General features: G+C 62.5%; 25 protein-coding genes. 14 read left to right on the forward strand and 11 right to left on the reverse strand.

The genetic code is table 11. The features are described from left to right. Nucleotides 1-245 precede the first annotated feature (245 nt). Both AOC05_RS11735 and AOC05_RS11740 read left to right on the forward strand, forming a co-directional pair. Nucleotides 246-1961: a DEAD/DEAH box helicase gene (locus AOC05_RS11735; RefSeq protein WP_062009704.1), complete on the forward strand. Its 1716-nt coding sequence runs from the start codon at nucleotides 246-248 to the stop codon at nucleotides 1959-1961. A 23-nt stretch (nucleotides 1962-1984) separates the two neighbouring features. After that, complete coding sequence (locus tag AOC05_RS11740) at nucleotides 1985-2854, forward strand: DNA-methyltransferase (protein WP_395939493.1); 870 nt, start codon at nucleotides 1985-1987, stop codon at nucleotides 2852-2854. Between the two features lie 93 nt (nucleotides 2855-2947). On the opposite strand, the gene AOC05_RS11745 is transcribed toward AOC05_RS11740, so the two are convergent. After that, nucleotides 2948-5242 carry an acyltransferase family protein gene (locus tag AOC05_RS11745; RefSeq protein ID WP_062007376.1) on the reverse strand — a complete coding sequence of 765 codons (2295 nt, stop codon included), beginning with the start codon at nucleotides 5240-5242 and terminating at the stop codon, nucleotides 2948-2950. A gap of 109 nt (nucleotides 5243-5351) precedes the next feature. After that, nucleotides 5352-6200 (reverse strand): PHP domain-containing protein, encoded by an 849-nt coding sequence (locus AOC05_RS11750; RefSeq protein WP_062007377.1) that lies wholly within the window; start codon nucleotides 6198-6200, stop codon nucleotides 5352-5354. Between the two features lie 92 nt (nucleotides 6201-6292). Here AOC05_RS11750 and AOC05_RS11755 point away from each other — a divergent pair, with 92 nt between their 5' ends. Next, entirely contained in the window at nucleotides 6293-7864 is a 1572-nt protein-coding gene (locus tag AOC05_RS11755; RefSeq protein WP_230085335.1) for an aminopeptidase P family protein, read from the forward strand. Nucleotides 7865-8114: 250 nt separating this feature from the next. On the opposite strand, the gene AOC05_RS11760 is transcribed toward AOC05_RS11755, so the two are convergent. Beyond that, nucleotides 8115-8906 (reverse strand): general stress protein, encoded by a 792-nt coding sequence (locus AOC05_RS11760; RefSeq protein ID WP_062007378.1) that lies wholly within the window; start codon nucleotides 8904-8906, stop codon nucleotides 8115-8117. Nucleotides 8907-9083: 177 nt separating this feature from the next. Here AOC05_RS11760 and AOC05_RS11765 point away from each other — a divergent pair, with 177 nt between their 5' ends. Genes AOC05_RS11765 through AOC05_RS11775 form a run of 3 tightly spaced genes read left to right on the forward strand, consistent with a single transcriptional unit; the run spans nucleotide 9084 to nucleotide 12099 of the window. Next, entirely contained in the window at nucleotides 9084-10367 is a 1284-nt protein-coding gene (locus AOC05_RS11765) for a magnesium transporter MgtE N-terminal domain-containing protein (protein WP_062007379.1), read from the forward strand. Nucleotides 10368-10404: 37 nt separating this feature from the next. Next, nucleotides 10405-10959: a DUF1003 domain-containing protein gene (locus AOC05_RS11770; protein ID WP_082358181.1), complete on the forward strand. Its 555-nt coding sequence runs from the start codon at nucleotides 10405-10407 to the stop codon at nucleotides 10957-10959. Nucleotides 10960-10971: 12 nt separating this feature from the next. After that, nucleotides 10972-12099, forward strand: coding sequence for an Mrp/NBP35 family ATP-binding protein (locus AOC05_RS11775; protein ID WP_062007381.1), 1128 nt, complete (start codon nucleotides 10972-10974; stop codon nucleotides 12097-12099). A 104-nt stretch (nucleotides 12100-12203) separates the two neighbouring features. Here AOC05_RS11775 and AOC05_RS11780 read toward each other — a convergent pair whose 3' ends face one another. Together AOC05_RS11780 and sigE are read right to left on the reverse strand one after the other, a co-directional pair. After that, a complete protein-coding gene (locus AOC05_RS11780; RefSeq protein WP_062007382.1) occupies nucleotides 12204-12629 on the reverse strand; it encodes a preprotein translocase subunit TatA in 426 nt (141 codons plus the stop codon). Between the two features lie 111 nt (nucleotides 12630-12740). After that, entirely contained in the window at nucleotides 12741-13382 is a 642-nt protein-coding gene (gene sigE, locus AOC05_RS11785; protein WP_062007383.1) for an RNA polymerase sigma factor SigE, read from the reverse strand. Between the two features lie 187 nt (nucleotides 13383-13569). Here sigE and AOC05_RS11790 point away from each other — a divergent pair, with 187 nt between their 5' ends. Beyond that, complete coding sequence (locus AOC05_RS11790; RefSeq protein ID WP_062007384.1) at nucleotides 13570-14202, forward strand: O-methyltransferase; 633 nt, start codon at nucleotides 13570-13572, stop codon at nucleotides 14200-14202. Nucleotides 14203-14271: 69 nt separating this feature from the next. Here the strand turns inward: AOC05_RS11790 and AOC05_RS18960 are convergent, their stop codons facing one another. From AOC05_RS18960 to AOC05_RS11810, 5 genes are all read right to left on the reverse strand, one after another. Continuing rightward, on the reverse strand, nucleotides 14272-14439 hold the full coding sequence (locus tag AOC05_RS18960; protein WP_082357953.1) for a DUF3117 domain-containing protein: 168 nt from the start codon (nucleotides 14437-14439) through the stop codon (nucleotides 14272-14274). A gap of 155 nt (nucleotides 14440-14594) precedes the next feature. Beyond that, nucleotides 14595-15833, reverse strand: coding sequence for a hypothetical protein (locus AOC05_RS11795; protein ID WP_230085336.1), 1239 nt, complete (start codon nucleotides 15831-15833; stop codon nucleotides 14595-14597). Next, on the reverse strand, nucleotides 15830-16435 hold the full coding sequence (locus tag AOC05_RS11800) for a DNA-3-methyladenine glycosylase I (RefSeq protein WP_062009710.1): 606 nt from the start codon (nucleotides 16433-16435) through the stop codon (nucleotides 15830-15832). Before AOC05_RS11800 ends, AOC05_RS11795 begins: the two co-directional genes overlap by 4 nt. 2 nt (nucleotides 16436-16437) lie before the next feature. Further along, entirely contained in the window at nucleotides 16438-16809 is a 372-nt protein-coding gene (locus AOC05_RS11805; RefSeq protein ID WP_062007385.1) for a DivIVA domain-containing protein, read from the reverse strand. Between the two features lie 51 nt (nucleotides 16810-16860). Beyond that, entirely contained in the window at nucleotides 16861-17631 is a 771-nt protein-coding gene (locus AOC05_RS11810; protein WP_062007386.1) for a TIGR00730 family Rossman fold protein, read from the reverse strand. Between the two features lie 120 nt (nucleotides 17632-17751). On the opposite strand from AOC05_RS11810, the gene AOC05_RS11815 reads away from it, so the two are divergent. The 4 genes from AOC05_RS11815 (at nucleotide 17752) to AOC05_RS11830 (ending at nucleotide 21057) form a co-directional block, all read left to right on the forward strand. Continuing rightward, nucleotides 17752-18507 (forward strand): amino acid ABC transporter ATP-binding protein, encoded by a 756-nt coding sequence (locus AOC05_RS11815; protein ID WP_062007387.1) that lies wholly within the window; start codon nucleotides 17752-17754, stop codon nucleotides 18505-18507. Between the two features lie 75 nt (nucleotides 18508-18582). Further along, nucleotides 18583-19482 (forward strand): glutamate ABC transporter substrate-binding protein, encoded by a 900-nt coding sequence (locus AOC05_RS11820; RefSeq protein WP_062007388.1) that lies wholly within the window; start codon nucleotides 18583-18585, stop codon nucleotides 19480-19482. 85 nt (nucleotides 19483-19567) lie between these two features. Next, the gene (locus AOC05_RS11825) at nucleotides 19568-20218 is read left to right on the forward strand and encodes an amino acid ABC transporter permease (RefSeq protein WP_062007389.1); all 651 of its coding nucleotides are present in this window, start codon (nucleotides 19568-19570) and stop codon (nucleotides 20216-20218) included. Beyond that, nucleotides 20215-21057 (forward strand): amino acid ABC transporter permease, encoded by an 843-nt coding sequence (locus AOC05_RS11830; protein ID WP_062007390.1) that lies wholly within the window; start codon nucleotides 20215-20217, stop codon nucleotides 21055-21057. The genes AOC05_RS11825 and AOC05_RS11830 overlap by 4 nt, the downstream gene beginning before the upstream one ends. 79 nt (nucleotides 21058-21136) lie before the next feature. On the opposite strand, the gene dapE is transcribed toward AOC05_RS11830, so the two are convergent. Further along, nucleotides 21137-22246: a succinyl-diaminopimelate desuccinylase gene (dapE, locus tag AOC05_RS11835; protein WP_062009717.1), complete on the reverse strand. Its 1110-nt coding sequence runs from the start codon at nucleotides 22244-22246 to the stop codon at nucleotides 21137-21139. A gap of 196 nt (nucleotides 22247-22442) precedes the next feature. Here dapE and AOC05_RS11840 point away from each other — a divergent pair, with 196 nt between their 5' ends. The 3 genes from AOC05_RS11840 to AOC05_RS11850 all read left to right on the forward strand — a co-directional run bounded on the left by AOC05_RS11840 (nucleotide 22443) and on the right by AOC05_RS11850 (nucleotide 24564). Then, nucleotides 22443-23117, forward strand: coding sequence for a fasciclin domain-containing protein (locus AOC05_RS11840; protein WP_062007391.1), 675 nt, complete (start codon nucleotides 22443-22445; stop codon nucleotides 23115-23117). An 83-nt stretch (nucleotides 23118-23200) separates the two neighbouring features. After that, nucleotides 23201-23782 carry an ECF RNA polymerase sigma factor SigK gene (gene sigK / locus AOC05_RS11845; RefSeq protein ID WP_062009719.1) on the forward strand — a complete coding sequence of 194 codons (582 nt, stop codon included), beginning with the start codon at nucleotides 23201-23203 and terminating at the stop codon, nucleotides 23780-23782. Next, complete coding sequence (locus tag AOC05_RS11850; protein ID WP_062007392.1) at nucleotides 23782-24564, forward strand: anti-sigma factor; 783 nt, start codon at nucleotides 23782-23784, stop codon at nucleotides 24562-24564. The genes sigK and AOC05_RS11850 overlap by 1 nt, the downstream gene beginning before the upstream one ends. The last annotated feature ends 82 nt before the right edge of the window (nucleotides 24565-24646 follow it).

Consider the following 24646-nt stretch of genomic DNA (forward strand, 5'->3'; position numbering starts at 1 on the left):
ATGGATGCCCGGTCGTTGATAGATGATTTGAATTCAACAAACCCGCCCCTACGCGCGTCTTTATGCTCTTCCCGTACATTGCCTTTGTTCTTGGCGGCGGGAGGGTAAGTTTTTGTTAGCCCGCGATCGGCTTCCCCAAGAACGTGCTGTCCATCATGGCTCCGTTTGGCCTTCTCAAAGTGCCCGCGTTGAGCCTGAGAAAACTCAGCACCTGTATAGACGAATTGAATGGTAAGCACTTGAGCATTGAAACAGATTCCCTCCTGCACGCAGAAGATAGCAGCGAGGCCATTGAAGTTGACGGAACACTTGTTAGCACGCAGGCTCCGCACCACGAAGAGAAGGAAACGTTTGCCAGCTTCGGCGTGCACCCGGACATTGTGTCCTCATTGCACGAGGCTGGCATCACCCACCCCTTCCCGATCCAGGCCATGACACTGCCCATCGCGCTGGCCGGCCACGATATCATCGGCCAGGCCAAGACCGGAACGGGCAAGACCCTCGGTTTCGGCATCCCGGCCCTCCAGCGCGTGGTGGGACCCAAAGATGAGGGCTTCGACAAGCTGGCCGCCCCCGGCGCCCCGCAGGCCATGGTCATTGTGCCCACCCGCGAACTGGCTGTTCAGGTTGCCGGCGACCTCATCGTCGCCTCCAAGCACCGCGGCGTGCGCATAGCCACCATTTACGGTGGCCGTGCCTACGAGCCCCAGGTGGAGGCCCTGCAAAAGGGTGTGGAACTGATTGTCGGCACACCGGGCCGCCTAATCGACCTGTTCAAGCAAAAGCACCTGAACCTGAAGAACGTACGCATCGTCATCCTCGACGAGGCTGACGAAATGCTGGACCTGGGCTTCCTGCCCGACGTCGAGACCCTGATCGCCGGCACCCCCGCCGTCCGCCAGACGCTGTTGTTCTCCGCGACCATGCCCGGCCCGGTGGTGGCAATGGCGCGACGCTACATGACCCAGCCCACCCATATCCGTGCGGCCGACCCCGACGACGAGGGCCTGACCAAGCGCGACATCCGCCAATTGATCTACCGCGCCCACAACCTGGACAAGATCGAGGTCCTGGCCCGGATCCTGCAGGCCAAGGGCCGTGGCCGTTCCATCATTTTCACCAAGACTAAGCGCACCGCCGCTAAGGTTGCCGAGGAACTGGTGGACCGCGGCTTCGCAGCCGCCGCCATCCACGGCGACCTCGGCCAGGGTGCCCGCGAGCAGGCGCTGCGTGCTTTCCGCAACAACAAGGTTGACGTGCTGGTCGCCACCGACGTTGCCGCCCGCGGCATCGACGTGGACGATGTCACCCACGTAGTCAACTACCAGTGCGTGGAAGATGAAAAGATTTATCTGCACCGCGTGGGGCGCACGGGCCGGGCGGGCAACAAGGGCACGGCCGTGACCTTTGTCGACTGGGACGACATGCCTCGCTGGGCCCTGATCAACAAGGCCTTGGGTCTGAGCACCCCCGAGCCGATCGAAACCTACTCCTCCTCCCCGCACCTGTACACGGACCTTGACATCCCCGAGGGCACCAAGGGCCGCCTGCCCCGCAACATGCGCACGCACGCCGGCATTGACGCCGAGGCCATGGAGGACCTGGGCGAGACAGGCAAGCGCAATTCCCCCAAGTCCGGCGGCCGCGAAGGCGAGCGTGGAGGTAACCGTGGTGGCAACCGCTCAGGTGCCCACCACGGCGAGAAGCGTCGTGAAGGCGCCAGCACGGGCACCAGCAGCACCGGCTCCACCAGCACAGGCGAGAAGCGCGACGGCGGCCGGTCCCGCCGTCGTCCCTCCTCCGCTGTTCCTTTCACACCGGCCGACGGCTCGGCACTAGGCGAGGGCAACGCCCCCGCAGCGAGCACCGGCGAGGCGGCACCCCGCCAGCGCAGCCGCAGCCGGACCCGCCGCCGCAACGGCGAGGTCGTGGGCAAGTCGGAAGCCACGGCCGGCGAATAGCACCGCCAACTCCCATGACGACGATGCCTTGGCAGCCGGAGGAGGCCGGGCCGAACCTGGTGGTCCACGCGGACAACTCCACGTTTTTGCCCACACTCCCCGACGGCTCCTTCACCATGATCTACGTGGACCCGCCCTTTAATACAGGGCGGGTGCAAAGCCGTCAGCAAACCACCATGGTGCACAACGCAGACGGGGACGGGGACAGGACCGGCTTTGGCGGGCGCAGTTATGATACCATCAAGGGTGCGCTGCACAGCTACGACGACGCCTTCACCGACTATTGGTCGTTCCTGGAACCGCGGCTGCTTCAGGCCTGGCGCCTCCTGGCCGAGGACGGCACACTGTATCTGCACCTGGACTATCGCGAGGTGCACTATGCCAAGGTCATGCTCGATTCGATCTTTGGCCGGGAGTGCTTCCTGAACGAGATCATCTGGGCCTACGACTACGGTGCACGCGCCAAGAACCGCTGGCCCACCAAGCACGACAACATTTTGGTGTACGTCAAGAACCCAAAAAAGTACCACTTCGACAATGCCGAGGTGGACAGGGAACCGTATATGGCACCGGGGCTGGTGACAGCCGAAAAACGTGAGCGGGGCAAGCTGCCCACAGACGTTTGGTGGCACACCATCGTCTCCCCTACGGGCAAGGAAAAAACCGGCTACCCCACGCAAAAGCCCGAAGGCTTATTGCGCCGGGCCGTGTCAGCGTCCTCCCGCGAAGGCGATTGGGTGCTTGACTTCTTTGCCGGCTCCGGAACCTTGGGGGCCGTGGCCGCCAAACTGGGCCGCCGTTTTATCTGCGTGGACCAGAACTCGCAGGCGATCCAGGTCATGACCTCACGGTTGGGCCATGTCGCTACGGTGGTTGCACTCGAGACTGCCTGAGCAGTTCCGTTCTGCGCCACCGTCCGTGCGGGCCCGGCGCACAACAGTGTTGTGAGCCGGGCCCGAGTCCACGGTGGCGCAGAACGGGACGGATTAGCCGCTTGTGGCGGCCATAGCTCGGCCCATGGCCTGTGCCAGCAGAGGGGCAAGCTGGCGTGCGCCGGCGTCGGTCAGGTGGTACTGGTCCGCGTGCATCGGTGCAGAATCAATGAATGCCGGGCAAACGTTGTCCTTACAGAACCACTGCGCCGTGTCAACGTAGCTGGCCTGAGGACCGAGTCTGGCCATGGCCGCACCCTCAAGGGCAACGGTGCGTTCAAATTGTGGTGTGGGAGAGGCCAGACAATTGGCTGGGGAGCTCATCCGCGTGGCACAGCTGGCCAGCAGCTGCCCTTCGGGCGGCGCAGACAGAAGCAGCAGTTTCGATGGCACCGCAGCAAGCTTGCCCAAGGTGGCCTCATAACCTGCCGCACGTTCGACGTCGGCCGCAGCACCGGTGGCGTGACTGATCAGAACGGGGTCGTACCTGTACTCACTCATCACCACCAAGTCCGGCTTCACCTTGGCAATCTCCTCGACCGCCCAGCTCCGGAACGCGTCGCACTCCGGGAACGCTGCGCCACCGATCATAGTTTGGGCGACGCCGGATACCGGGCAGCCAGCCACAGTGAGGACGTGGATCTTCCACCCTTGCCCATCCAATGCGGCACGGATCCCTGGCAGGTAACTGATGGCCACGGAGTCGCCATACACAACCAGCGAGTGTTTGGCGTTGGCGTCGCCGTAGACGCAGTGCGCGGTGTTTTTCACCAGGTCCTCGGACTTGGCGGTTGCCTGCGAACCCAGGCACCCGTCCTTAACCCATTCGGCGGCCTTGACTCCCTCTCCGGCATTGCCAAACTGGTCCAGGTCAGGCGTCAACGCCGGCCACTTCGGTGCGGCGATGGCAGCCGCAATGGCGGCCTGCTGGGCGATCAGGGCGTCGGGCTGCTCGGGCGCAGGGTGTTGGTCCGGCGCTGACCCGTCCGGCGGGACAGTGGTGGGGGGTGCCACCACTTGCACTGGCGCCTTGAGCTCGGGGCCGGCCGCAACCGGCCCGATCTGTTGGGCATTGACCAGAAAAGCTGCCGAGGTCAGGAGCGTAACGCCCATGGCAGCAGCCATGGCGATGGTCCGGTTGCGTGCAACCCTGCGTGAAGGACGCACCCGCCGGGCATCAAGATGGAGCCGCGGTTCCAGCCACTGCGACCGCCGGATAGGGTCTTCCACCAGGTGGTAGGAGGCGACGGAGAGCAGCATCATCAACACCACTGCCACCACATAGTAGAACCGGCTGCCGGCCGGGAACATCGGTTGCAGCAAGATGATGACAGGGAAATGCCACAGGTACAGTGAGAAGGAAATTTTACCAAAGTACCGGCTCAGCGGATTGGTCAGGGCCACCATGCCGCGGGAGTATGCCGGGTCCGCGCTCCCCAATCCTGCGATGATCACTAGCATGGAACCGGCCACCGGCAACAGAGCCCACGGGCCAGGGAAGGTGCTGCCGGGGCCGAGTTGGAGCATGGCAACCAGAATCAGGGCCAATCCGCTCCAGCCAACAATCACCCGGGTGCGGGTAGCCAAGCGGTAAAACAAGGGGGCTGCCACGGCAAGAAGGGCGCCGAGTCCTAGTTCCCAGCCGCGGCTGAAAGTGGAGAAGTAGGCAACTGTGGGGTGTGTCGAGGTTTCCCAGAGCGAAAAGATGAAGGACACCAACACCACCACGCCAAGCCCGCCACCTATGAGCAGCATGCGGCCGCGTTCCACCAGCCGGAGCTTGGCATCAGCCCAGACCAGGGCCAGGATTAAAAGTGGCCACACCACGTAGAACTGTTCCTCCACGCCAAGCGACCAATAGTGCTGCAGCGGCGACTTGGCGCCGCCGGCGTTCATGTAGTCGGTGCCATTGAATGCTTGTTGCCAGTTCCCGGCAAACAAGGCAGCCCACACGGCATCACCGAAAATGCCCGCGGCCCGGCTGATACGGAACACCAGGTAGGAAACCACCACGGTTGCCACAAGCACCAGTGTTGCCGCCGGCAAGATGCGCCTGATGCGGCGGCGGTAAAAATCGGCGAAGGATATCTGGCCGGTCTTGTCGATCTCACGCAGCAACAGTCCTGTGATCAGGTAACCGGAGAGGACAAAGAAAACATCCACACCGACGAAGCCGCCGGAGGGGAAGTGGATCAGGTGGTCCGCCACCACTGCAAGGACGGCCACGGCCCGCAGGCCCTCAAGATCCCCGCGAAAGGAATGCTTGACGGGGGCGACGCCACCCTTGCCCAGGGAACGGGTGGAACGGCTGCGCGGGCGTCCTTGATCAGTCTCGGACACAACAGCCATGCAGGTTCCCCCTTCAGTGAGTTTTTGGCCCCCTAAGACACGGAACGACCGCGTCTACCCTACCAGAGCACCCCTAAATCAGGCATTTTTTTCAGGCGATTCGGGCAAGCTATGGCAGGTACGCTTCCGAGCCGCTCGCGGCCGCCACCAGAAGGTCAAGCACCTCAGGGGCTGTGACGTTTTCACCCAGCAGGTTCGGTTTTCCCGCCCCGTGGTAGTCGGAGGAACCGGTCGTTAACAGCCCGTTGTCCCGGGCCAGCGTCCTCAACCACTCCCGGCCCTGGGCAGGATTGTCCCGGTGGTCGACCTCCAGACCCAGGAGGCCGGCGTCGATCATGTCATGGAAGGTTCCCGGGGACGCGACACGCCCCCGCGCCGAGGCCACGGGGTGGGCAAAAACCGGCACCCCCCCGGCCGCGCGCACCAATTCGACGGCGAGTACCGGGTCTGGGGCGTAGTGGCTGACAAAGTAGCGTGAATGAGAGGTGAGGATGTTGGCAAAGGCCTCGTTGCGGTCCGAGACAATCCCGGCCGCCACCAAGGCATCGGCAATGTGCGGGCGCCCAATAGTTGCCCCGGGTGCCACGTGGGCGCTGACGTCGTCCCAGTTCAACGGGTAGTCCTCGGACAGTCGTTCCACCATGCGTTCGGCCCGGCTCAGCCGGGCGTCCTTGGCCTTAGTAATTTCCTCCAGTAGCGCCGCATTAAGGGGATCGTGCAAGTAGCAAAGCAAGTGGACACTGACGCCCCGGGCGGTCTTGCAGGAGATCTCCATGCCAGGCACCAGCCCCACGCCGTGCGTCTTCGCCGCACTTAGAGCCTCCGCCCAGCCCGCCGTTGAATCGTGATCGGTCAGGGCCATGACGTCCAGCCGCGCAGCAGCGGCCGCGGCCACCAGCGTCGCAGGGGTTTGGGTGCCGTCGGAGACGTTGGAATGTGTATGTAGATCGATCCTCACACTCCCAGCCTACGTCCGTTGAACCCGAACAACTGCCGCCGTGCCCGTCCCCGCACTTTGTCCCCCCGCGGCACCGGTGAGAGACTTAAGGGGTGAACCAGACTGAGCAATCCTCCGTGCACCCCGATCCCGCCAACCAGCAACCGCTCGAGGAGCGCGTGAACAACCGTTCGCACCGCCCCGACTCGGATGCCTTCCGCGCCTTCATGGCCTCCAGCTGGGCCCCTGCCTCCAACGAGTTGCCCGCCCGAGCCGAGGTAGCCGACCACGCAGCGCGCCGCCGTCGTGCTATCTCCGAACAGTTCAAGAGCGAACGACTGGTGATCCCCGCCGGCGCCCTGAAAGTACGCTCGAACGACTGTGACTACCGCTTCCGCCCGCACTCCGCCTTCGCCCACCTGACTGGTTTGGGTGTTGACCACGAGCCCGACGCTGTGCTGATCCTTGAGCCCACCGATGAAGGAAAGGGCGACGACGGCGGACACCACCGCGCGTCCTTGTATTTCCGTCCGCTGGCCGGCCGGGACACCAAGGAGTTCTACGCCGACTCCCGCAGCGGCGAGTTTTGGATCGGCCCGCGCCCCACCCTGGCCGAGTTCAAGGCCCTTCTCGGTCTGAACACCGCAGACATTTCCCAACTGGAAGTCGCCATCACCAAGAATGTGGGCGAGCCAGCCGTGGGCGGCATTTCCATCCGCCTTGTCCGCAAGGTCGATGAGAACATTGACGCCCTGGTGGACACTGCCCGCTACAACACGGCCAAGAACCCCGACGCCATGGACTTTGAGGTCCTGGATGACCTGGACGCCAAGCTGGCCGAGGCCCTCTCGGAGCTGCGCCTGGTCAAGGACGCCTGGGAGGTGGGGCAGATGAAGATCGCCGTAGCAGCCACCGCCGCAGGATTCGAGCAGATCATCAAGTCCCTGCCCCGCGCCGTGGCTCACCAGCGTGGCGAGCGGGTTGTGGAGGGCGCTTTCTTTGCCCGCGCCCGCGAGGAAGGCAACGAGCTCGGTTACGACACCATCGCAGCAGCCGGCAACAACGCCACCATCTTGCACTGGACCCGTAACACGGGCAGTGTCAATGAGGGTGAGCTGCTGCTGGTGGACGCCGGTGTTGAGGCCGACTCGCTGTACACCGCCGACATCACCCGCACCATCCCCGTCAACGGCAGCTACTCGCCGGTGCAGCGCAAGATCTACCAGGCCGTTCTGGACGCCGCCGACGCCGCGTTCGCCGTTGCCGTTCCGGGCCGCAAGTTCCGTGACGTGCACAACGCTGCCATGGAAGTGCTCGCGGACCGCCTACAGGAGTGGGGCATGCTGCCCGTCGCCGCCGCCGTCGCACTCTCCCCCGAGGGTCAGCAGCACCGCCGTTGGATGCCGCACGGCACCAGCCACCATCTGGGGCTCGACGTGCACGACTGCGCCCAGGCCCGTGCCGAACTGTACCTGGACGGCGTCATCACCGAAGGCATGGTCTTCACCATTGAGCCCGGCCTGTACTTCAAGAACGAGGACCTGGCCATCCCGGCCGAGTACCGCGGCAACGGTGTGCGCATCGAGGACGACATCCTGATCACGGCAAACGGCCCGGTCAACCTGAGTGCGGCATTGCCCCGCACACCGGAGGACGTCGAGGCCTGGATGGCACGCCTCTCCTAACCGGCGGAGGTCGAGTTTGTCGAAAACAACTGTGGCGCACCTGTTGCACCGATTTCCCCGATTTTGGGGGTTTTGGCGGCAACAACTGCGCCACAGTTCTTTAACGACGACGACGGTAGCGGCCACCCACACGCGATTGTAGCCGTTTGACCCATCGCGGGGGCCGTTGTGGTGATCTGCCGCCGGCCGGCCACACTCGGATCACCACAACGGCCCCCGCGGGCACATCGGCGGCGCGTACGTGCCTGGGCTAGTTTCCTGCGGGGGAATCGTCCTCGGCCGGGGCAGGAGGGGTGTCGATGCGGATGCCATACTGCGGGCGACCATCCGGCAGGTCCGGGAACTCGCCGCGGCGGGGGCCGCTCAACGGAGCCTGCCCGGGCCGGGCGGTCTCGCTGCCGTCAGTCTCAGGTGCCGGCTCAACCGTCGGCTGCTGGCTACCATAGGGATCGTGCCAGCCCTCGGGCCGCGGCGGTGTCTGGACCGGCGGCTGGTGGCTGTGGTTCTGTCCCTGCCCCTGGAAAGGCCGGGGGGCCGTCGAACTCATGGGCAGCTGGGCTAAAAGGCGGCGGGCGTCCATGGCGACGTCGGGGGTGACGATGACGTCGTAACTACTGGCCAAAACCTGGTTGGTGGAGGTGAAGTCGCGCTTGCCGCGTTGGGCCGCATAGCCAATGATGGCAAACAGCATCCAGAACGCTGCTCCCATCAAGACGGCAGTGAGCACGTTAAGGTAAGGTCCACCGGCCTGACCGCCACCGTCAAAGAATGAGAGCATCACGCCAATGAACAAACCAAACCAGGCACCTGTCATGGCGCCGGACAGGGCAACCCGGGGGTAGCTGAGTTTGCCTGTGACACGTTCAACCATTTTCAGGTCGTTGCCGACAATGGAGACGTGCTGGACGGGAAACTTCTCATCCGCTAGGTAGTCAACCGCCTTTTGGGCATCCAAGTAAGAGGTGTAGGAACCAATCGTCTCACCCGTGGGGACAACACGCGCCTGGTCTATGGGTCGGGTACGTCCAAAAAGGTTTGACATAGTATCTATTGTTCACCATATTTCTGTAAGTTGGCTGGAGTATCGCTGGCAGTGAAATGCTAAGTCCGTGACGGCTTGGTGACAATCCGGTGGGGGCACGGCTGCATGGGGCCCGGAACGGCGTGCGGCGGACCATGAGGTTACGCTAATGTCCGGCGGGGGAAGTAGCCTGTACGTGTGAGTACTCAAGCTACACGGATCTTTGTCGCGCGACTTCTAGGCCTTGACGTCTTTGACCCTTTGGGTGATCGTCTGGGCAAGTTGCGTGATGTCGTAGTGCTGGGCAGCGGACAAAAAACCGCCCCCCACGCCGTCGGCATCGTGGTTGAAGTGCCCGGCAAGAAACGCGTCTTTGTGCCCATGACGCGCCTGACCTCCATGGACCAGTCACAGATCATCTGCACGGGGCTGGTGAACCTGCGCCGCTTCGAACAGCGTGGGGCGGAGCAATTAGTGGTCGGCGGGCTCTTTGACCGCAAGGTGACACTAGTGGACGGCTCGGGATTCGCCGTCATCGAAGACATCGCCATGGACCAGCAACGCAATGGCGACTGGCTGATCACCAAGCTCTTTGTCCGCCGCGGAACCTCCACTTCGCGCCTACGCGGACTGCGGCGCGGACACACCCTGCTGATCGACTGGGCGGAGGCCCACCCGGACGACGATGCAGACCCACAGGGCGCCACCCACTTCGTGGCCGCTCACGAGGACCTCAAGCCGGCCGACTTTGCCGATGCCCTGCAGGAGATGAGCGACAAACGCCGCGTGGAAGTGGCAAGCGAACTTCAGGATGAGCGCCTCGCAGACATCATGTCCGAGCTCCCCGAGGAGGACCAGGTACACCTGCTCTCCGCCCTGGACAATGAGCGTGCCGCCGACGTTCTGGAGGAGATGGACCCCGACGACGCCGCCGACCTCCTGGCCGATCTGCCCCAGGCCAAGGCCGAGGAACTGCTGCTGCTCATGGAGCCGGATGAGGCCAAGGACGTCCGACGCCTGCTCCAATACGCTGAAGGCACCGCCGGGGCCCTCATGACACCCGTGCCGGTAATCCTGCCCCCGGAGGCGACCGTGGCGGAGGCCCTGGCGCATGTGCGCAGCGAGGACCTCTCCCCCGCCTTGGCGTCTGCCATCTTCATCTGCCGCCCACCCCTGGAGACCCCCACCGGCCGTTTCCTGGGCGTAGTGCACATCCAGCAACTGCTGCGCAGCGCCCCTCCCGAAAAGTTGGGCACCTTGGTGGATAAGAACCTGGAACCGGTCTCCGATCAGGACGATCTGAGCGTCATCAGCCACATCATGGCCTCCTACAACCTCAATTCCCTGCCCGTGGTGAGCAAGGAGGGCCGGCTGGTGGGTGCGGTGACAGTTGATGACCTCTTGGACCATCTACTCCCCGAAGACTGGCGCAACCACGAAGACGGCGCCCCCCGGCGCAGGCTAGGAGGCCGCATTGGCTGAACGACACCATGTCAAGGGCGGCGGCCTGGACACACCTATGGAACTGCGTTCCCGGCTGCTGCCCAACCTGACCAGCGACCCGGACTTCTTTGGCCGCTTCGCCGAGCGTTTCGCCCGCTACATGGGCACGGCTAACTTCCTGCTGTACATGACAGTGTTCGTCATTGTCTGGATCGCCATCAACGTGGTGGGCCTGTTTGGCCTACATTGGGACCCCTACCCGTTCATCCTGCTCAACCTGTTCTTCTCCACTCAGGCCTCCTACGCGGCCCCGCTGATCTTGTTGGCCCAGAACCGCCAGGATGACAGGGACAGGGTCCAAATTGAGCAGGACCGCTCCCGCAATGAGCGCAACCTGGCCGACACCGAGTACCTGACCCGCGAAGTGGCCGCGCTGCGCATCACCTTGCGCGAAGTGGCCACCAGGGACTTTGTCCGTTCCGAGCTGCGCGGCCTCCTCGAGGACCTGTTGGCCCTTCAGGACAACGACGCCGAGACCCACTCCCGCGACTCCCGCGACTCCCGCACCTCACGCTCACCCGCCACCAGCTCCATTAGGGCTGTTTCGGCAAAACGCACCACCAACCCCTAAGGCAGTGTCCCCATGAACGCCCCCACGCCAGCCGCCTTGCACGCCGCCCTCGCTACGGTCATCGACCCTGAGCTGCGCCGGCCCATCACGGAACTGGGCATGGTGGAGGCTGTGGAGGCGGACGACGACGGCCGGGTACGCGCCGTCGTCCGCCTCACCATTGCCGGGTGCCCCCTGCGCGGCACCATCACCAGGGGCGTCACCCACGCCTTGATGAAGCTCGACGGCGTCACCGCCGTCGACGTGGAGCTCACTGTCATGACCGCCCAGCAGCGCTCGGAGCTCCGGGACCAGCTCAAGGCAAGCGCGCCCGAGCGCGGTATCCCGTTCAACGCCGAATCATCCCTGACCCGCATTTATGCCGTGGCCAGTGGCAAGGGCGGCGTGGGCAAATCCAGTGTCACAGTGAATTTGGCGTGCGCCCTGGCCGCCAAGGGATTGCGTGTGGGCATCGTCGACGCGGACATTTACGGCTTTTCCGTGCCGGGGCTCATGGGTATCACCCAGACGCCCACCCGCGTGGATGAGATGATCCTGCCGCCAGTAGCCCACGATGTGAAGGTCATCTCGATCGGCATGTTCGTCACAGGCAACCAACCCGTGGCTTGGCGCGGCCCCATGCTGCACCGCGCCCTGGAGCAGTTTTTGACGGACGTGTACTTTGGCGACCTTGACGTGTTGTTCCTGGATCTGCCCCCCGGCACCGGGGATGTGGCGATCTCCGTGGCCCAACTGCTACCCAAGGCCGAGATTCTAGTGGTGACCACCCCGCAGGCGGCGGCCGCCGACGTTGCCGAGCGGGCAGGGGCCATCGCCGTGCAGACCGGGCAGAAAGTGGCCGGCGTGATCGAGAACATGTCGTTCCTGACACTGCCCGACGGCAGCACCATGGAACTGTTTGGCTCCGGTGGCGGTGCGGTACTCACCAAACGGCTGAGCCAAACAGTCAACGCAACTGTGGAGTTGCTGGGGCAGATTCCGCTGGATGTGGCACTGCGCGAGGGCGGGGACATTGGCGCACCCATCGTGCTGGCCAACCCCGAATCCCCTGCGGCGGCGGCGCTGCTGGGTATTGCGGAGAAGTTGGCCGTGCGCCCGCGCGGCCTGGCCGGAATGAGCCTGGGCGTCTCCCCCCGCTAACAAACGCTGCACCACCATTACCGCTTTAAACCGAAACGCTGCATCACACAGTGATGCAGCGTTCGTAAAATACCTGTCATTGGTGGTGCAGCGTTTGCCGGTGGCTACGTGGCCTCGACGTCGAACGGGGCCAACTGGCCCTCTGCGAGACGTTCAATCTCTTGTGCTGCGGGCACAGCCGGGGCCGATTCAATAGCCTTGTCCTCGTTCTTACCCATCATCGAGGCAATGGCGTCGCCGGGAGCCGTCTTCAGCGACTTCAGCTTGTCAAAGTCCTCGTCGTCAATGAGAGCCTCGCGGATGATGCGGCGGGGATCGTACTGGCGCGGGTCCAGCTTCTTCCAGTCGATATCATCAATGTCCAGCCCCGCCTCTTCCTTAATGGTTTCGCGCGCGCCGGAGGCCATCCGCCGTACTTCACGGATGAGGTTCTTCAGCTTGTCCACGTAACCGGGAAGCCGCTTGGGACCGATCAACATGACAGCCAAAATGACAATCACGATCAGCTCAGGGGTATTGATACCAAACACGTTAGGAAGATTACCCTCTCAACACTCAAAGCAACGATTCCACTGCCGTCTTGGGCCAGTAATTGGTCGTTGATTTGCTCTTACATTACGGACAAGGTGATAGCAGCATCGCTAGTGTGCACCAACAATCCGCGGCAGGGACAGCAACGGCTTCTTCGCCGGAGTCTTGGCCCTGATGGGTGACCTGTCCGCCAACGACTCCCGCAACATGGCCCGCCCGCGGTGGATGCGCGAGCGCACCGTCCCCAGCTTGATGTTCAAGGTGTGGGCCACCTCGTCGTAAGAGTACCCCTCCATGTCGCAAAGGACGACGGCGGCGCGAAAGTCGGGCGGCAAGGCCTCCAACGCCGCGGCAATGTCGGCGTCGAGGTTGTTGAACTCAAAGACGCGCTCGGGTCCGGGATCGGCACCGGCCAGCCGGGACTCGGCGTCCTCAGCCAGAGGGTCAAAGCGAATCCGCTGCTTGCGACGCGCCTGGTCTAGGAACAAGTTGGTGGTGATGCGGTGCAGCCAGCCGTCCAGGGTCCCGGGCTTGAACTTATCCAGAGAACGGAAAGCCCTGACAAAAACTTCCTGAGTGAGGTCCTCGGCGTCGTACCTGTTGGCTGTCAGGCGGTAGGCCAAGCGGAAGACTTTCGCGGAGTGGTTAGTCACCACCTCGTCCCATGATGGCACGCGCCAGTGCGGATCAGGCTGCTGAGCCCCGGGGTCTGAAGCTGGGGGGAGAGCTGCGGAGCTAGTGGTAATACTCATGGCTACACCTCATTTCTTCGCCGTGCAGGGCTCTACTTTTGCAGAAAAACCCACTCAGTGAACCTTCTCTGGTCTGACAAGTGTGCCAAACAAAGCTGACATTTTGCTGGGCGAAAAAGAAATTCAGCCCACGGCGCAGGCAGTAGGCTAGAGGAAATCACCGCGACAGTTTAGGAAAACACCACGCATGAGCGCCGACAAATCCACCAGCTGGTCCTATACAGAGGGCCTTCCAGTGGAAGATGACGTCCTGCGTCGCGCACGCGAACGCTCCCACGAGCTGGGATTGTTCCCCGTCAGCCACGGGGTTGCCGCAGCATTGAGCGTTCTGGCGGCCTCATCGAAAGCACAGACGGTGGTGGAAGTTGGAACCGGTGCGGGCGTCTCCGGGGTAGCCCTGCTGCGGGGGCTGGGGCCACGGGCCGTGTTGACCACCATTGACCCTGACGTGGACCACCTCAAAGCGGCCCGGGAGGCGTTTATTGAGTCGGGTTCGGCCGCCAACCGTATCCGCACCATCTCCGGCCGCGGCCAGGACGTGTTGCCGCGCCTGACAGATGCCGCCTACGACCTGGTGTTCATCGATGCCGACAAGCCCAGCTTCCCCGAATACGTGGAACAGGGCATCAGGCTGTTGAAATCGGGTGGACTGCTGATTGTCAATGACGCCCTGGACAAGGACAGGGTCTCGGATCCTGCCATCCGTGAGGCCAGCACCGTGGTGCTGCGCCGTGTTGGCAAGGCCATCCGGGACAATGAGAACCTTATTTCAGCCATGCTGCCCACCGGCGACGGCTTGCTGCTCGCGGTCAAGCGCTAGACCCAAGCGGTTAAATGCCGAACGGGGCAGCCACGGCTGTCCCGTTCGGTATAGCAACGTGGCTGCGAGCTACTCGGTCGCGCCCACGAGGCACTCTTTAAGGCTGATTGCCTCGGCGGCGTTCATTTCCACCACAAGCCGTCCGCCGCCTTCTAGTGGCAGACGCAAGATCAGGCTTCGCCCTTCCTTGGTCACTTCCATTGGACCGTCACCGGTTCTGGGTTTCATGGCCGCCATAAGGACTTCCCCTTTTCATAGTACAAACCAGCGTCTTCGATGAGCCTTACTCACCGGCTGGTCCGTGTTGTATCCCTCACAGTTCATTATTCCGCACTTCGGGCGCCGGGCGCTAATCGAGGCGCTCTCCCGTCACACAGGCGGTGCCGGGGGTTTTACGGTGGCCAATCTCCACCGCCGGGCAATTGCGTCCATTGCCACAGCCAGGTGACCCACACAAGCTGCAAGAGGGTGAACATGACAAGCACGCTCCACCGGTAAGCGCGGGAGGTGGAGATGAAGGCCGCTGCCAGTGCGAGCGGGAAGAACGGGAGCAGCATCCGGAAGGTGCTGGTCTGCGGATGCAGCACCGCCAGCAGGTACAGCAGGTACATGGCGCACCAGAGGCGCAGGTCCACGCCGATCCTGCGCACGGAGTGGGAGTTCAGGTAAAGAGCGGCAAGGGCCACCAGCAGGACCGGTAGCAACGGCCCCCACAATGGCCCCACCAACGCCACACCGGCGTCGAACCACGGCTCAAAAAGCACCAGGGGACCGCCACGCCAGGCCGTTTCCGTGTCGGTGTAGGAGCTCATCTCCCCCGTCACCGCCCAGGCAATCAGCATCCAGGCGAACGCCATGACGCCGCTGACAAGCAGCAGCACCGCCCCGCTGAGCATCTCCTGCATAGGGAAAGGATCCTGGCGCCTGTGCCACCACCGCAGGAGCAGGTGGAGGCCGACGACGGCGGCAAACGGCACTCCCGCCGGCCGCGAAAGGCAAAGAAAAATCACCGTGGGCACCGCCCACCAGTATTGGCGCTTGATGAGGAAATACAGTGCGGCCGCCAGCAGCAAGGTACTCAGCGACTCGGCATAAGGGATCTGTAAAATCGCCGAAATCGGGAACGTGGCGAAGAACGCCACACCCCACAGCGCTGTTCCCGGCGCGGCAAAGCGCACGAAGATTTTGTAGATCACCAAGGTGGCGCCGAGGCCGGCGGCCACAGCCACCGCGGGAGCAAGGACCACCCAGCCAAATCCCGTCAGCGCATGCAGCCCCTTGACGATGAGGGGGAACAGCGGGTAGAAAGCCCACGCATTGGTCTCGGCCGTGCCGTTCGCGCTTCTGGGGATGGTGGAAGGATAGCCTTCCGTGAAGATCCGCTGGTACCACTCGCTATCCCAGATATTGATGAAGCTCAGGTAGTCCGGCTGGGCTGCACCCCACGGGCTGGCGCCCTGATGCCAGGCAACACCAAGGAGGATCACCGCGGAGATCAGGCGGGCGGCCACATAGATCGAAGTGACCTGCAGCCACCACGGCGCCGTTTTAAAGGGGGCAAGGGCGCGTTCCAGCAATCCAAAAAGGCGGTCGTTGATGGTGGGCTGCTCCGCCGCGGGAGTGCCGCTCACGCGGTCCCGCCCGCCGCTGGGCCAGCCAGTGACTTCGCCACCCAACATTCGGGGACGTGGTCATTGACCAGGCCGATGGCCTGCATCATGGCATAGGCGGTGGTTGGCCCCACGAAGGCGAAGCCGTGCTTCTTCAGTTCCTTGGCCAGCGCCGCGGACTCCGCCGTCGTGGACGGGATCGGCGCAGCAAGGGGCCGTGGGGTGGCGGGCGCATGGGCGTAAATCACGGAGCTCAGCGTCGTCCCCTCAGGAAGCGCCAGCAGCGCCCTGGCGTTGCCGATGGTCGCCTTGATCTTCATCAAGTTACGGACAATCCCGGCATCGGCCATGAGCCGCTCGATGTCTGCCTGCTGGTAGTCCGCAACAATTGCGGGTTCAAAGTTGGCAAAAGCAGCACGGAAGGCCTCGCGTTTACGCAAAATGGTGATCCAGCTCAGCCCCGACTGGAAGGCTTCCAAGCTCAGACGTTCGAAGAGGTCCCGTTCGCCGCTGACGGGACAGCCCCACTCCTGGTCGTGATAGCGCTGGTACTGTTCGTCGGCGCCCAGGCCTGCCCACGGGCAGCGGGCCTTCCCGTCGGCTCCGACGATCACCTCGACCACGCTCACGCAGTTGCTCCGGGGGCGCTGCCGGGAGTTGCCTGCCGTGAGTGGTCGGCGTCAGCGAAGGCCCCGCCGTCGTGCGCCTCAAGATCGGCAATCCGGGCGTCCTTGGCGGCGAGCTGATCACGCAGCCTGTCCAGCGCCTCATCTACCTGGTCCATGCGGTAGCCGCGCAGGCCCAGGGAAAAACGCAGGCGGTCGACGTCGGCCGGTGCCGGATGCGCTGGCAAAAGTACAGGCGGGAGCCCGGTGACGGGTTCATTCAGCCCGTCGTGATAGATGGCAGCGTCTGTCTCCGGCTTTTTGAGGCCGACGACGTAGACGGCTACCGCGGCAGCAAGCATGACTGCAAGGAAGATCAGGAAGTAGCTCACAGTACTATGGTGCCAGATCCACCCGCCGGGCCACGGCGAGACGCTCAGCGCTCAGCCCTCGGCCACCCTCAGGCCGGCTTTCCCGGACATGACCAGGGCCACCGCTTCTTCAGGTGTGTCGACGATCTGCACAATGTCCAGGTCTCCCGGGGACACCAGGCCCTCGGCCACCATGGTGTCCTTGATCCAGGCCAACAGTGGGGACCAGAACGCGCTGTCCACCAGCACAATCGGGAATTGCGTCACTTTGCTGGTTTGCACCAGCACCATGGCTTCAAATAGTTCATCCAAGGTGCCCAGCCCGCCGGGCAGCACCACAAACCCTTGCGCGTATTTGACAAACATGGTCTTGCGGGCAAAGAAGTATCGGAAGTCAACGCCCAGTCCCACCCACTGGTTCATGCCCTGTTCAAAGGGGAGCTCAATACCCAGCCCAATGGAGAGCCCGCCAGCTTCACTGGCGCCCCGGTTGGCGGCCTCCATGGAACCAGGGCCACCCCCTGTGATGACGGCAACCCCGGCTTCCGCCAGCAGCCGGCCAACATCAACACCGCTTTGGTAGTGGGGATTCTCCGGCTTGGTACGTGCGGAGCCAAAGACGCTGATGGCCGGACCAATGTCGGAGAGCGCGTCGAAGCCCTGAACGAATTCGCTCTGGATGCGCATGACACGCCACGGGTCGGTGTGGGTGAAGTCGCTGCTGCGCTGCGTGTCCAAGAGCCTGGCGTCAGCAGTGGACCCGGCGGGCGTGTCCTTCTTCCACCCGCCGTAGGGCTGCTTTTTGAAACGGCGGGGAATGTTGGAACCTGTCGGTGCGCTCATGCCCTAAGGCTACGTGAAGACCTCACGTGATCGAGGCCGCTTTGTCTCGTTCACGTTACGATCCCCACCGAAGAGCACCAATCAGTAACTGCGATCACATTTGTTCGATAGATTCATTACATGACTAATCCCGTACAGGCACCTGTCCTTGTGGAGCTTAAAGCTGTCAACAAGCACTATGGCACGCTTCATGTTTTGCAAGATATCAATTTGCAGGTCACCAGGGGCGAGGTGGTGGTGGTGATTGGGCCTTCTGGCTCAGGGAAATCAACCCTCTGCCGGGCCATCAATCGGCTTGAAACCATCGACGACGGTTCCATCACCATTGAGGGCAAGGAACTGCCGAAGGAGGGCAAGGAACTTGCAAAGCTCCGTGCCGACGTCGGCATGGTCTTTCAGTCGTTCAACTTGTTTGCGCACAAGACCATCTTGGAGAACGTGACGCTTGGCCCCATCAAGGTCAAGGGCATGTCCAAGTCCGACGCCGACAAGTTGGCTTTGTCCTTACTCGAACGTGTTGGGGTGGGTCACCAGGCAGCCAAGCTGCCCGCCCAGCTCTCGGGCGGCCAGCAACAGCGTGTTGCGATTGCGCGCGCCTTGGCCATGAAACCAAAGGTGATGCTCTTTGACGAGCCCACCAGCGCTCTCGACCCGGAAATGATCAATGAAGTCTTGGACGTCATGGTTGAACTTGCCAAAGACGGCATGACCATGGTGGTTGTCACCCACGAGATGGGCTTTGCCCGCAAGGCAGCCGACCGGGTGGTCTTCATGGCAGACGGGCAGATCGTGGAGGAAGCAACTCCGAACGAGTTCTTCACCAATCCGCAAAGCGCCCGCGCCAAAGACTTCCTCTCCAAAATCCTCACGAACTAACACCAAGCCCTATTTTTTTGCCTTTTGCATGACCTCACACGCGGCCCGCTATGGGCCGCACATGAAAGGAACTCCATGAAAAATTTGTTCAGCCGAAAGAGCCTCAGCGTTGCGGCAATTGTGACTGCAGCAGCCCTGGCCATGACAGGTTGCGGCAGCGCAGCTGAGAACAGTGCCGACCCGGGCGCCGGCTCGCCGGCCTTTGAAGTCGCCAAAGATTTTTCCCTGACGGGCAGCCCCACCTTCGATAAGATCAAGTCCGCCGGCACCATCCGCATCGGGGTCAAGCCAGATCAGCCCGGTTTGGGCTTCCTCGACGCAGCCACCGGCAAATACAGCGGCTTTGACATTGAAATTGCCACTTGGATGGCTGCCTCGCTGGGTGTTGCCGCAGACAAGATCGAATTCAAGTCAATCCCCTCCGCGACCCGCGAAACAGCCCTGGCCAAGGGCGACGTGGACCTCTATGTAGGCACCTACTCCATCACGGACAAGCGTAAGAAGCTCGTCGACTTTGCCGGCCCGTACTTCATCACCGGCCAGGGCCTGCTGGTGGCGAAGAAGAACGACACCATCAAGAGCGAGAAGGACCTGGCCGGCAAGAAGGTTTGCTCCGCCACCGGATCTACCCCCATCCAGAACATTCGGGAGAACTTCCCGGAGGCCACTCCGGTGGAATTTGACCTGTACTCAAAGTGCGTTGAGGCACTGAAGAACGGCGATGTCGACGCGGTAACCACCGACCAGGCCATTCTGCTCGGCTTTGCTTCACAGGAACCGGACCTCCTGAAGGTTGTGGGGGAGCCGTTCACCGTTGAAAAGTACGGCATCGGCTTGCCGCTCGGCGACACGGTTTTGCGCACACATCTGAATAAGACGCTGACCGACGGCGGCGCGACCTGGACGAAGATCTTCGACTCCACCTTGGGCAAGTCCGGAACCAAGGTTGAACAGCCTAAGGTTGACCAGTACTAAATTCCCCTTGAACTGTGGTGGTGCGGATGTGTCCGCACCACCACAGCTTCTGTCCTCTCGAGTTCACTGAAAGCGACGCTGCACTGTGAATGTACTCATTGATAACAGTGACTTGTTTGTCACTGGTTTCAAGAACACGGGGATCTTGTTTGTCATCTCTGCGTTCTTTGCCTTGATCCTGGGCACCATTGTTGCCGGGATGAGGGTCTCCCCCGCACCGGCAATGCGTGCCGCGGGAACCCTCTACGTCAACGCTGTCCGCAACACCCCCCTGACACTGATCCTGGCTTTCTTTGCTCTCGGCTACCCGAAACTGGGGCTGCCATCCATCGACTTCATGACTGCTGCTATCATCGGCCTCTCGCTGTACACGGCAACGTATGTTTCCGAGGCGATCCGTTCCGGCATCAACACGGTTTCCGTCGGACAGTCCGAGGCCGCGCGTGCCATTGGCCTGCCGTTCCTGCAAACCCTGACCTTGATTGTGCTGCCGCAGGCTTTCCGATCGGTGGTTCCGCCGCTCTTTAGCGTCTTTATCGCCCTGCTGAAGAACACGACGGTTGCGGCCGGTTTCTCCGTATTCGAGTCCGGCGCCATCCGCGCCTACCTCAGTGAACGTGGCGAACCCCTGCTGCCTGGCCTGTTGTGGGTTGCCTTGATCTTCGTGGTGCTGGTGCTGGGCATCCTGACGCCGCTGCAACGCTACCTCGAGAAGAAGTGGAGGGTGGCGCGATGAGTGCAGTGCTTTTTGACGTTCCCGGCCCCAAAGCCCGTGTACGCAACGTTTATCTCAATATCATCACCGTCATTGTGGTTGTTGGCATTGTGGGCTTCATCCTGTTCCGGTTCTACGAATCCGGACAGTTCACGGCCAAGAAGTGGGAAATTTTCACCTTCCCCCTCGTCCAGCAAAAGTTCCTCGAGGCCATCGGCGCCACACTGAGCGCCTTCGGCGTCGCGGCCGTCGGCAGCTTGATCCTTGGCATCGTGCTCGCCTTTGGCCGCCTGTCGGACACCAAATGGGTGCGGGTGCCTTGCTACTGGTTCACGGAGCTTTTCCGCGCCGTACCCCTGCTGATCCTGATGATGATCATGTACTACGGCCTGTCCTCCGCCGGGATCAAGGGCATCACGCCCTTCATGGCAGTGGTGGTTGGCCTGATCCTGTACAACGGCTCAGTCTTGGCTGAAGTGTTCCGTGCCGGCATCGAGTCGCTGCCCAAGGGACAGCGCGAGGCGGGCTTCGCCATCGGCCTGACAAAGGGCCAGGTGCTGCGCACCATCTTGCTGCCGCAGGCCGTCCGCGCCATGCTGCCTGTGATCATTTCCCAGCTGGTGGTCATCATGAAGGACACCGCCTTGGGCTTCCTCATCCTTTACCAGGAGATCTTGTTCTACGCGAACTTCCTTGGATCCCAGATCCAGTACGGTTCCCCGGTGGTCCCAGGCCTCATGGTGGCAGCAGCCACTTATGTGGGCCTGTGCCTGGTCCTCTCCGGTGTGGCAAAGCTGGTGGAATCCAAGATGTCCTCCCGCGTCAAGGTCGTCAAGGCCAAGGTTGGCGTGGCTGGCTAACACCAGTACCGTCCCCAAACCGTTGAGGGGGCACATCACCCCCGGGGTGATGTGCCCCCTCAACGATTAAAGCGGGGTGCTACTTCAGCCAACGGGTGAGCACGTCCAAGCAAGCCCTGATGTCGGCTGCCAGGACGTGCTCGTTGTCGCTGTGCGCCAGCAGCGGGTCACCTGGGCCAAAGTTCACCGCAGGGATGCCCATCTCGGACAACCGGGCCACGTCCGTCCAGCCGTACTTCGGCAACGGTTCCTTGCCCACGGTTGCCACGAAGGACGCCGCAGCGGGTACGTTCAACCCCGGGCGGGCCCCTGCGGAGGAGTCGGTGCGCACCATTTCGAAGCCGGCCAGCAACTCGCGCACGCGTTCCTCTGCCTGCGCCGGGGTCTTATCCGGTGCAAAGCGATAGTTGACCTCTACCACGCACGCGTCCGGAATCACGTTCCCAGCTGTGCCTCCGTGGATCTTGACGGCGTTCAGGGATTCCCTGTAGTCCAGGCCATCGACGTTCACGGTGGACGGCGCGTACGCCGCCAGCCGTGCCAGGATAGGCGCAGCCGCGTGAATGGCATTCTCCCCCATCCAGGCACGCGCTGAGTGTGCAGCCAGTCCACGTGTTGTGACCTCGAAACGGATAGTGCCGTTACAGCCGCCCTCCACCGTGCCGTTGGTCGGTTCCAGCAGGATGCCGAAGTCGGCGTCCAGGAGCTCACGGTTCTCCCGCTCCAGCCTGCCCAACCCGCTCTTGGCCGCGGCCACTTCCTCGTGGTCGTAGAAAATGAAGGTGATGTCCTTGTTCGGCTCCGGGACGGTGGCTGCAATGGCCAGCTGGACGGCCACCCCACCCTTCATATCGGTGGCACCACGCCCATACAGCATCCCCCCGTCCCAGGAACACGGCACGGTGCCCCGTGAACCGGCAACGGTTGGCAACGGCACTGTGTCCAGATGCCCGGCCAAAATGATCCGCTCCGCCCGTCCCAGGGACGTCCGGGCCACAATCGAATCCCCGTTGCGGGTGACCTCCAGGTGCGGCAAGGCTCGTAGTGCGTCCTCGACGGCATCGGCGAGCGCCGCTTCGTGACCGGAGAGACTTTCAATGTCTATGACTGCGGCCGTCAATAACGCCACATCCTGGGTGAGGTCCAGACGGCTGTGCCCTGCCCCTCTCGCGGAGCTGGTGCGGGAAATAGCGGCGGGGGTGTCGTCGTTGTAAGTCACCGGCCTAGTTTACCGGGGCACGGACCAGAGAAAAAAGTTCTTCCAATCTGATCCAATCCGGAATCCGGGTCGCTCCGAAGTACTACCTGACAGCCCGCACCGCAGCGAATGAAAGCGGTATGGGAAGCAAATGGAAGTATCCGCTCTCAAGTTATGGAGAATCATCATGAACACCACCAAGAAGCTTGGAACCCGCAAGAACCTCAGCCTTAGCTTTGGCATCCTCGCCATCGCAGCCATGAGCATGACGGCCTGCAGTGGCGGTACCACGGCATCACCTGAGACCTCCTCAGCTCCCATGAGTTCTTCGGCAGCAACATCCATGGCCCCCATGGCCGGAGCCAGCGACCTGGTCGGCTCCGGTTGCGCCGCCTACGCCGCAGCGGTTCCCAGCGGCGCCGGTTCCGTGGCAGGTATGGCGGCTGACCCGGTAGCCACAGCAGCTTCCAACAACCCGCTGCTGAAGACTCTGACAGCCGCGGTCTCCGGCCAGCTGAACCCGGGCGTCAACCTCGTTGACACCCTGAACTCCGGACAATTCACTGTCTTTGCGCCGGTGGATGACGCATTCGCCAAGATCCCCGCAGCCACCATTGACGGATTGAAGACCGATTCGGCCACGCTGACCTCGATCCTGACCTACCATGTGGTTCCCGGCCAGCTTTCCCCGAGCGAGATCGACGGTACCCACGCCACCGCTGAAGGCTCCACCCTTGATGTCACCGGCAGCGGGGACAACTTGATGGTCAACGGCGCTAAGGTCATCTGTGGCGGGGTCAAGACGGCCAACGCAACCGTCTACCTCATCGACACGGTCCTGATGCCCCCGGCCAAGCAGTAATTCCCACCCGCTACAAATTTTCACCAGCAACACGAAGTGTAAGGACATGCATCATGAGCGGTGATCGTGACAAGGTAGACACCATGCGTTTACCTTGGTTGCGGTCAGTGAAGCCGCTGGAACCACTAACTCATGAGGACCTTATCCGCCTCGTCGCCCTCGGCGACGAGGCGGCCTTCGAGGAACTCTATGACGCGGTGGCACCCAGAGTGTTCGGGTTGGTGCGGCGGGTGGTGCGGGATCCGTCGCAAAGCCAGGAAGTTGCACAAGAAGTATTTGTTGACATCTGGCAGCAGGCGGCACGCTTTGACGCTGACAGGGGCCGGGCAATGTCCTGGATTTTGGTCATCGCGCACCGCCGGGCCGTTGACCGGGTGCGGGCCAGCCAGGCCAGTGCGGACCGGGACCTGCGCCAGGGAATCAAGGAGTACAAGGAAAGCTACGACGACGTTGCGGACACCGTGGAAACTGCCATGGAATCCGAAAGGGTCCATAAGGCATTGAAAACCTTGACGGATCCGCAACGGGAAGCCATCAGCTTGGCCTACTACGGTGGATATACACACCAAGAAGTGGCAGAGCTACTGAAAATCCCGGTGGGAACCGTCAAAACCAGAATACGTGATGGCATGATCCGGCTCAGAGACAAGTTAGGGGTGGCGTGATGGAAAAACAATTGCATTTGCTCACCGGGGCTTACGCCCTGAACGCCCTCTCCGAAGCCGATCGTGCCGAGTTTGAACGGTATGCACTGGGCAACCTCGAGGCGTTAGAAGAAGTCCGTGGACTCAGCGAGACCGCGGCATTGCTGGCCTACGCCTCCCCGGCGGAAGTTCCGCCACCGGAAATGAAGGCCAACGTCATGGACGCCATCCGCAACACCCGACAACTGCCAGCATCCTCAGTTGTTCGGGACATCTCTTCGGCTCGAAAGTACAACGCGCGCTCACGCGCCTCCAGCCAGGAGCGTAGCCGCTGGGTGCCACTAGTCAGTGCTGCGGCAGCCTTGGCGCTCTTTGCCGGAGTGGGTGGCTGGGTAGTTGGCCAAAATGCCTCAGAAAGTGAGTTGCACAGGCAACTCTCCGCAGCAGAATCGCAGCAGGAGTCCATCCTCGCCATCATGGGCGCACCTGACGCCAAAATCGCCACCACTGAGGTCGCGTCCGGAGCGACGGTCACCGTTGCATCCTCGGTAACGGCCAATGAGGCAGCGGTGATGGTCAAGGGGCTGCCAGCGCCTCCTCCGGGGAAGACCTATGAAATGTGGTTCATCTCCGCCGCCGGGGCCGTACCGGCCGGACTCATGAGCAACCATGATCCGGCCACCCCCAGCATGCAAGTGCTCACGGGCTCCATGGGCGGGGCCACCCATGTGGGCATCACGGTGGAACCTGAGGGCGGTTCGCCCGCCCCGACCACCACACCCATCGTGGTGCAGGCCGTGTAGGCTGCGCCAACAACACTAACCAACAGTTCGCACAATGGTGGATCCCTTTCCAGGGATCCACCATTTCCAATCCGCCAGGCAT

This window comes from Arthrobacter alpinus, from assembly GCF_001294625.1.
Lineage (GTDB): Bacteria > Actinomycetota > Actinomycetes > Actinomycetales > Micrococcaceae > Specibacter > Specibacter alpinus_A.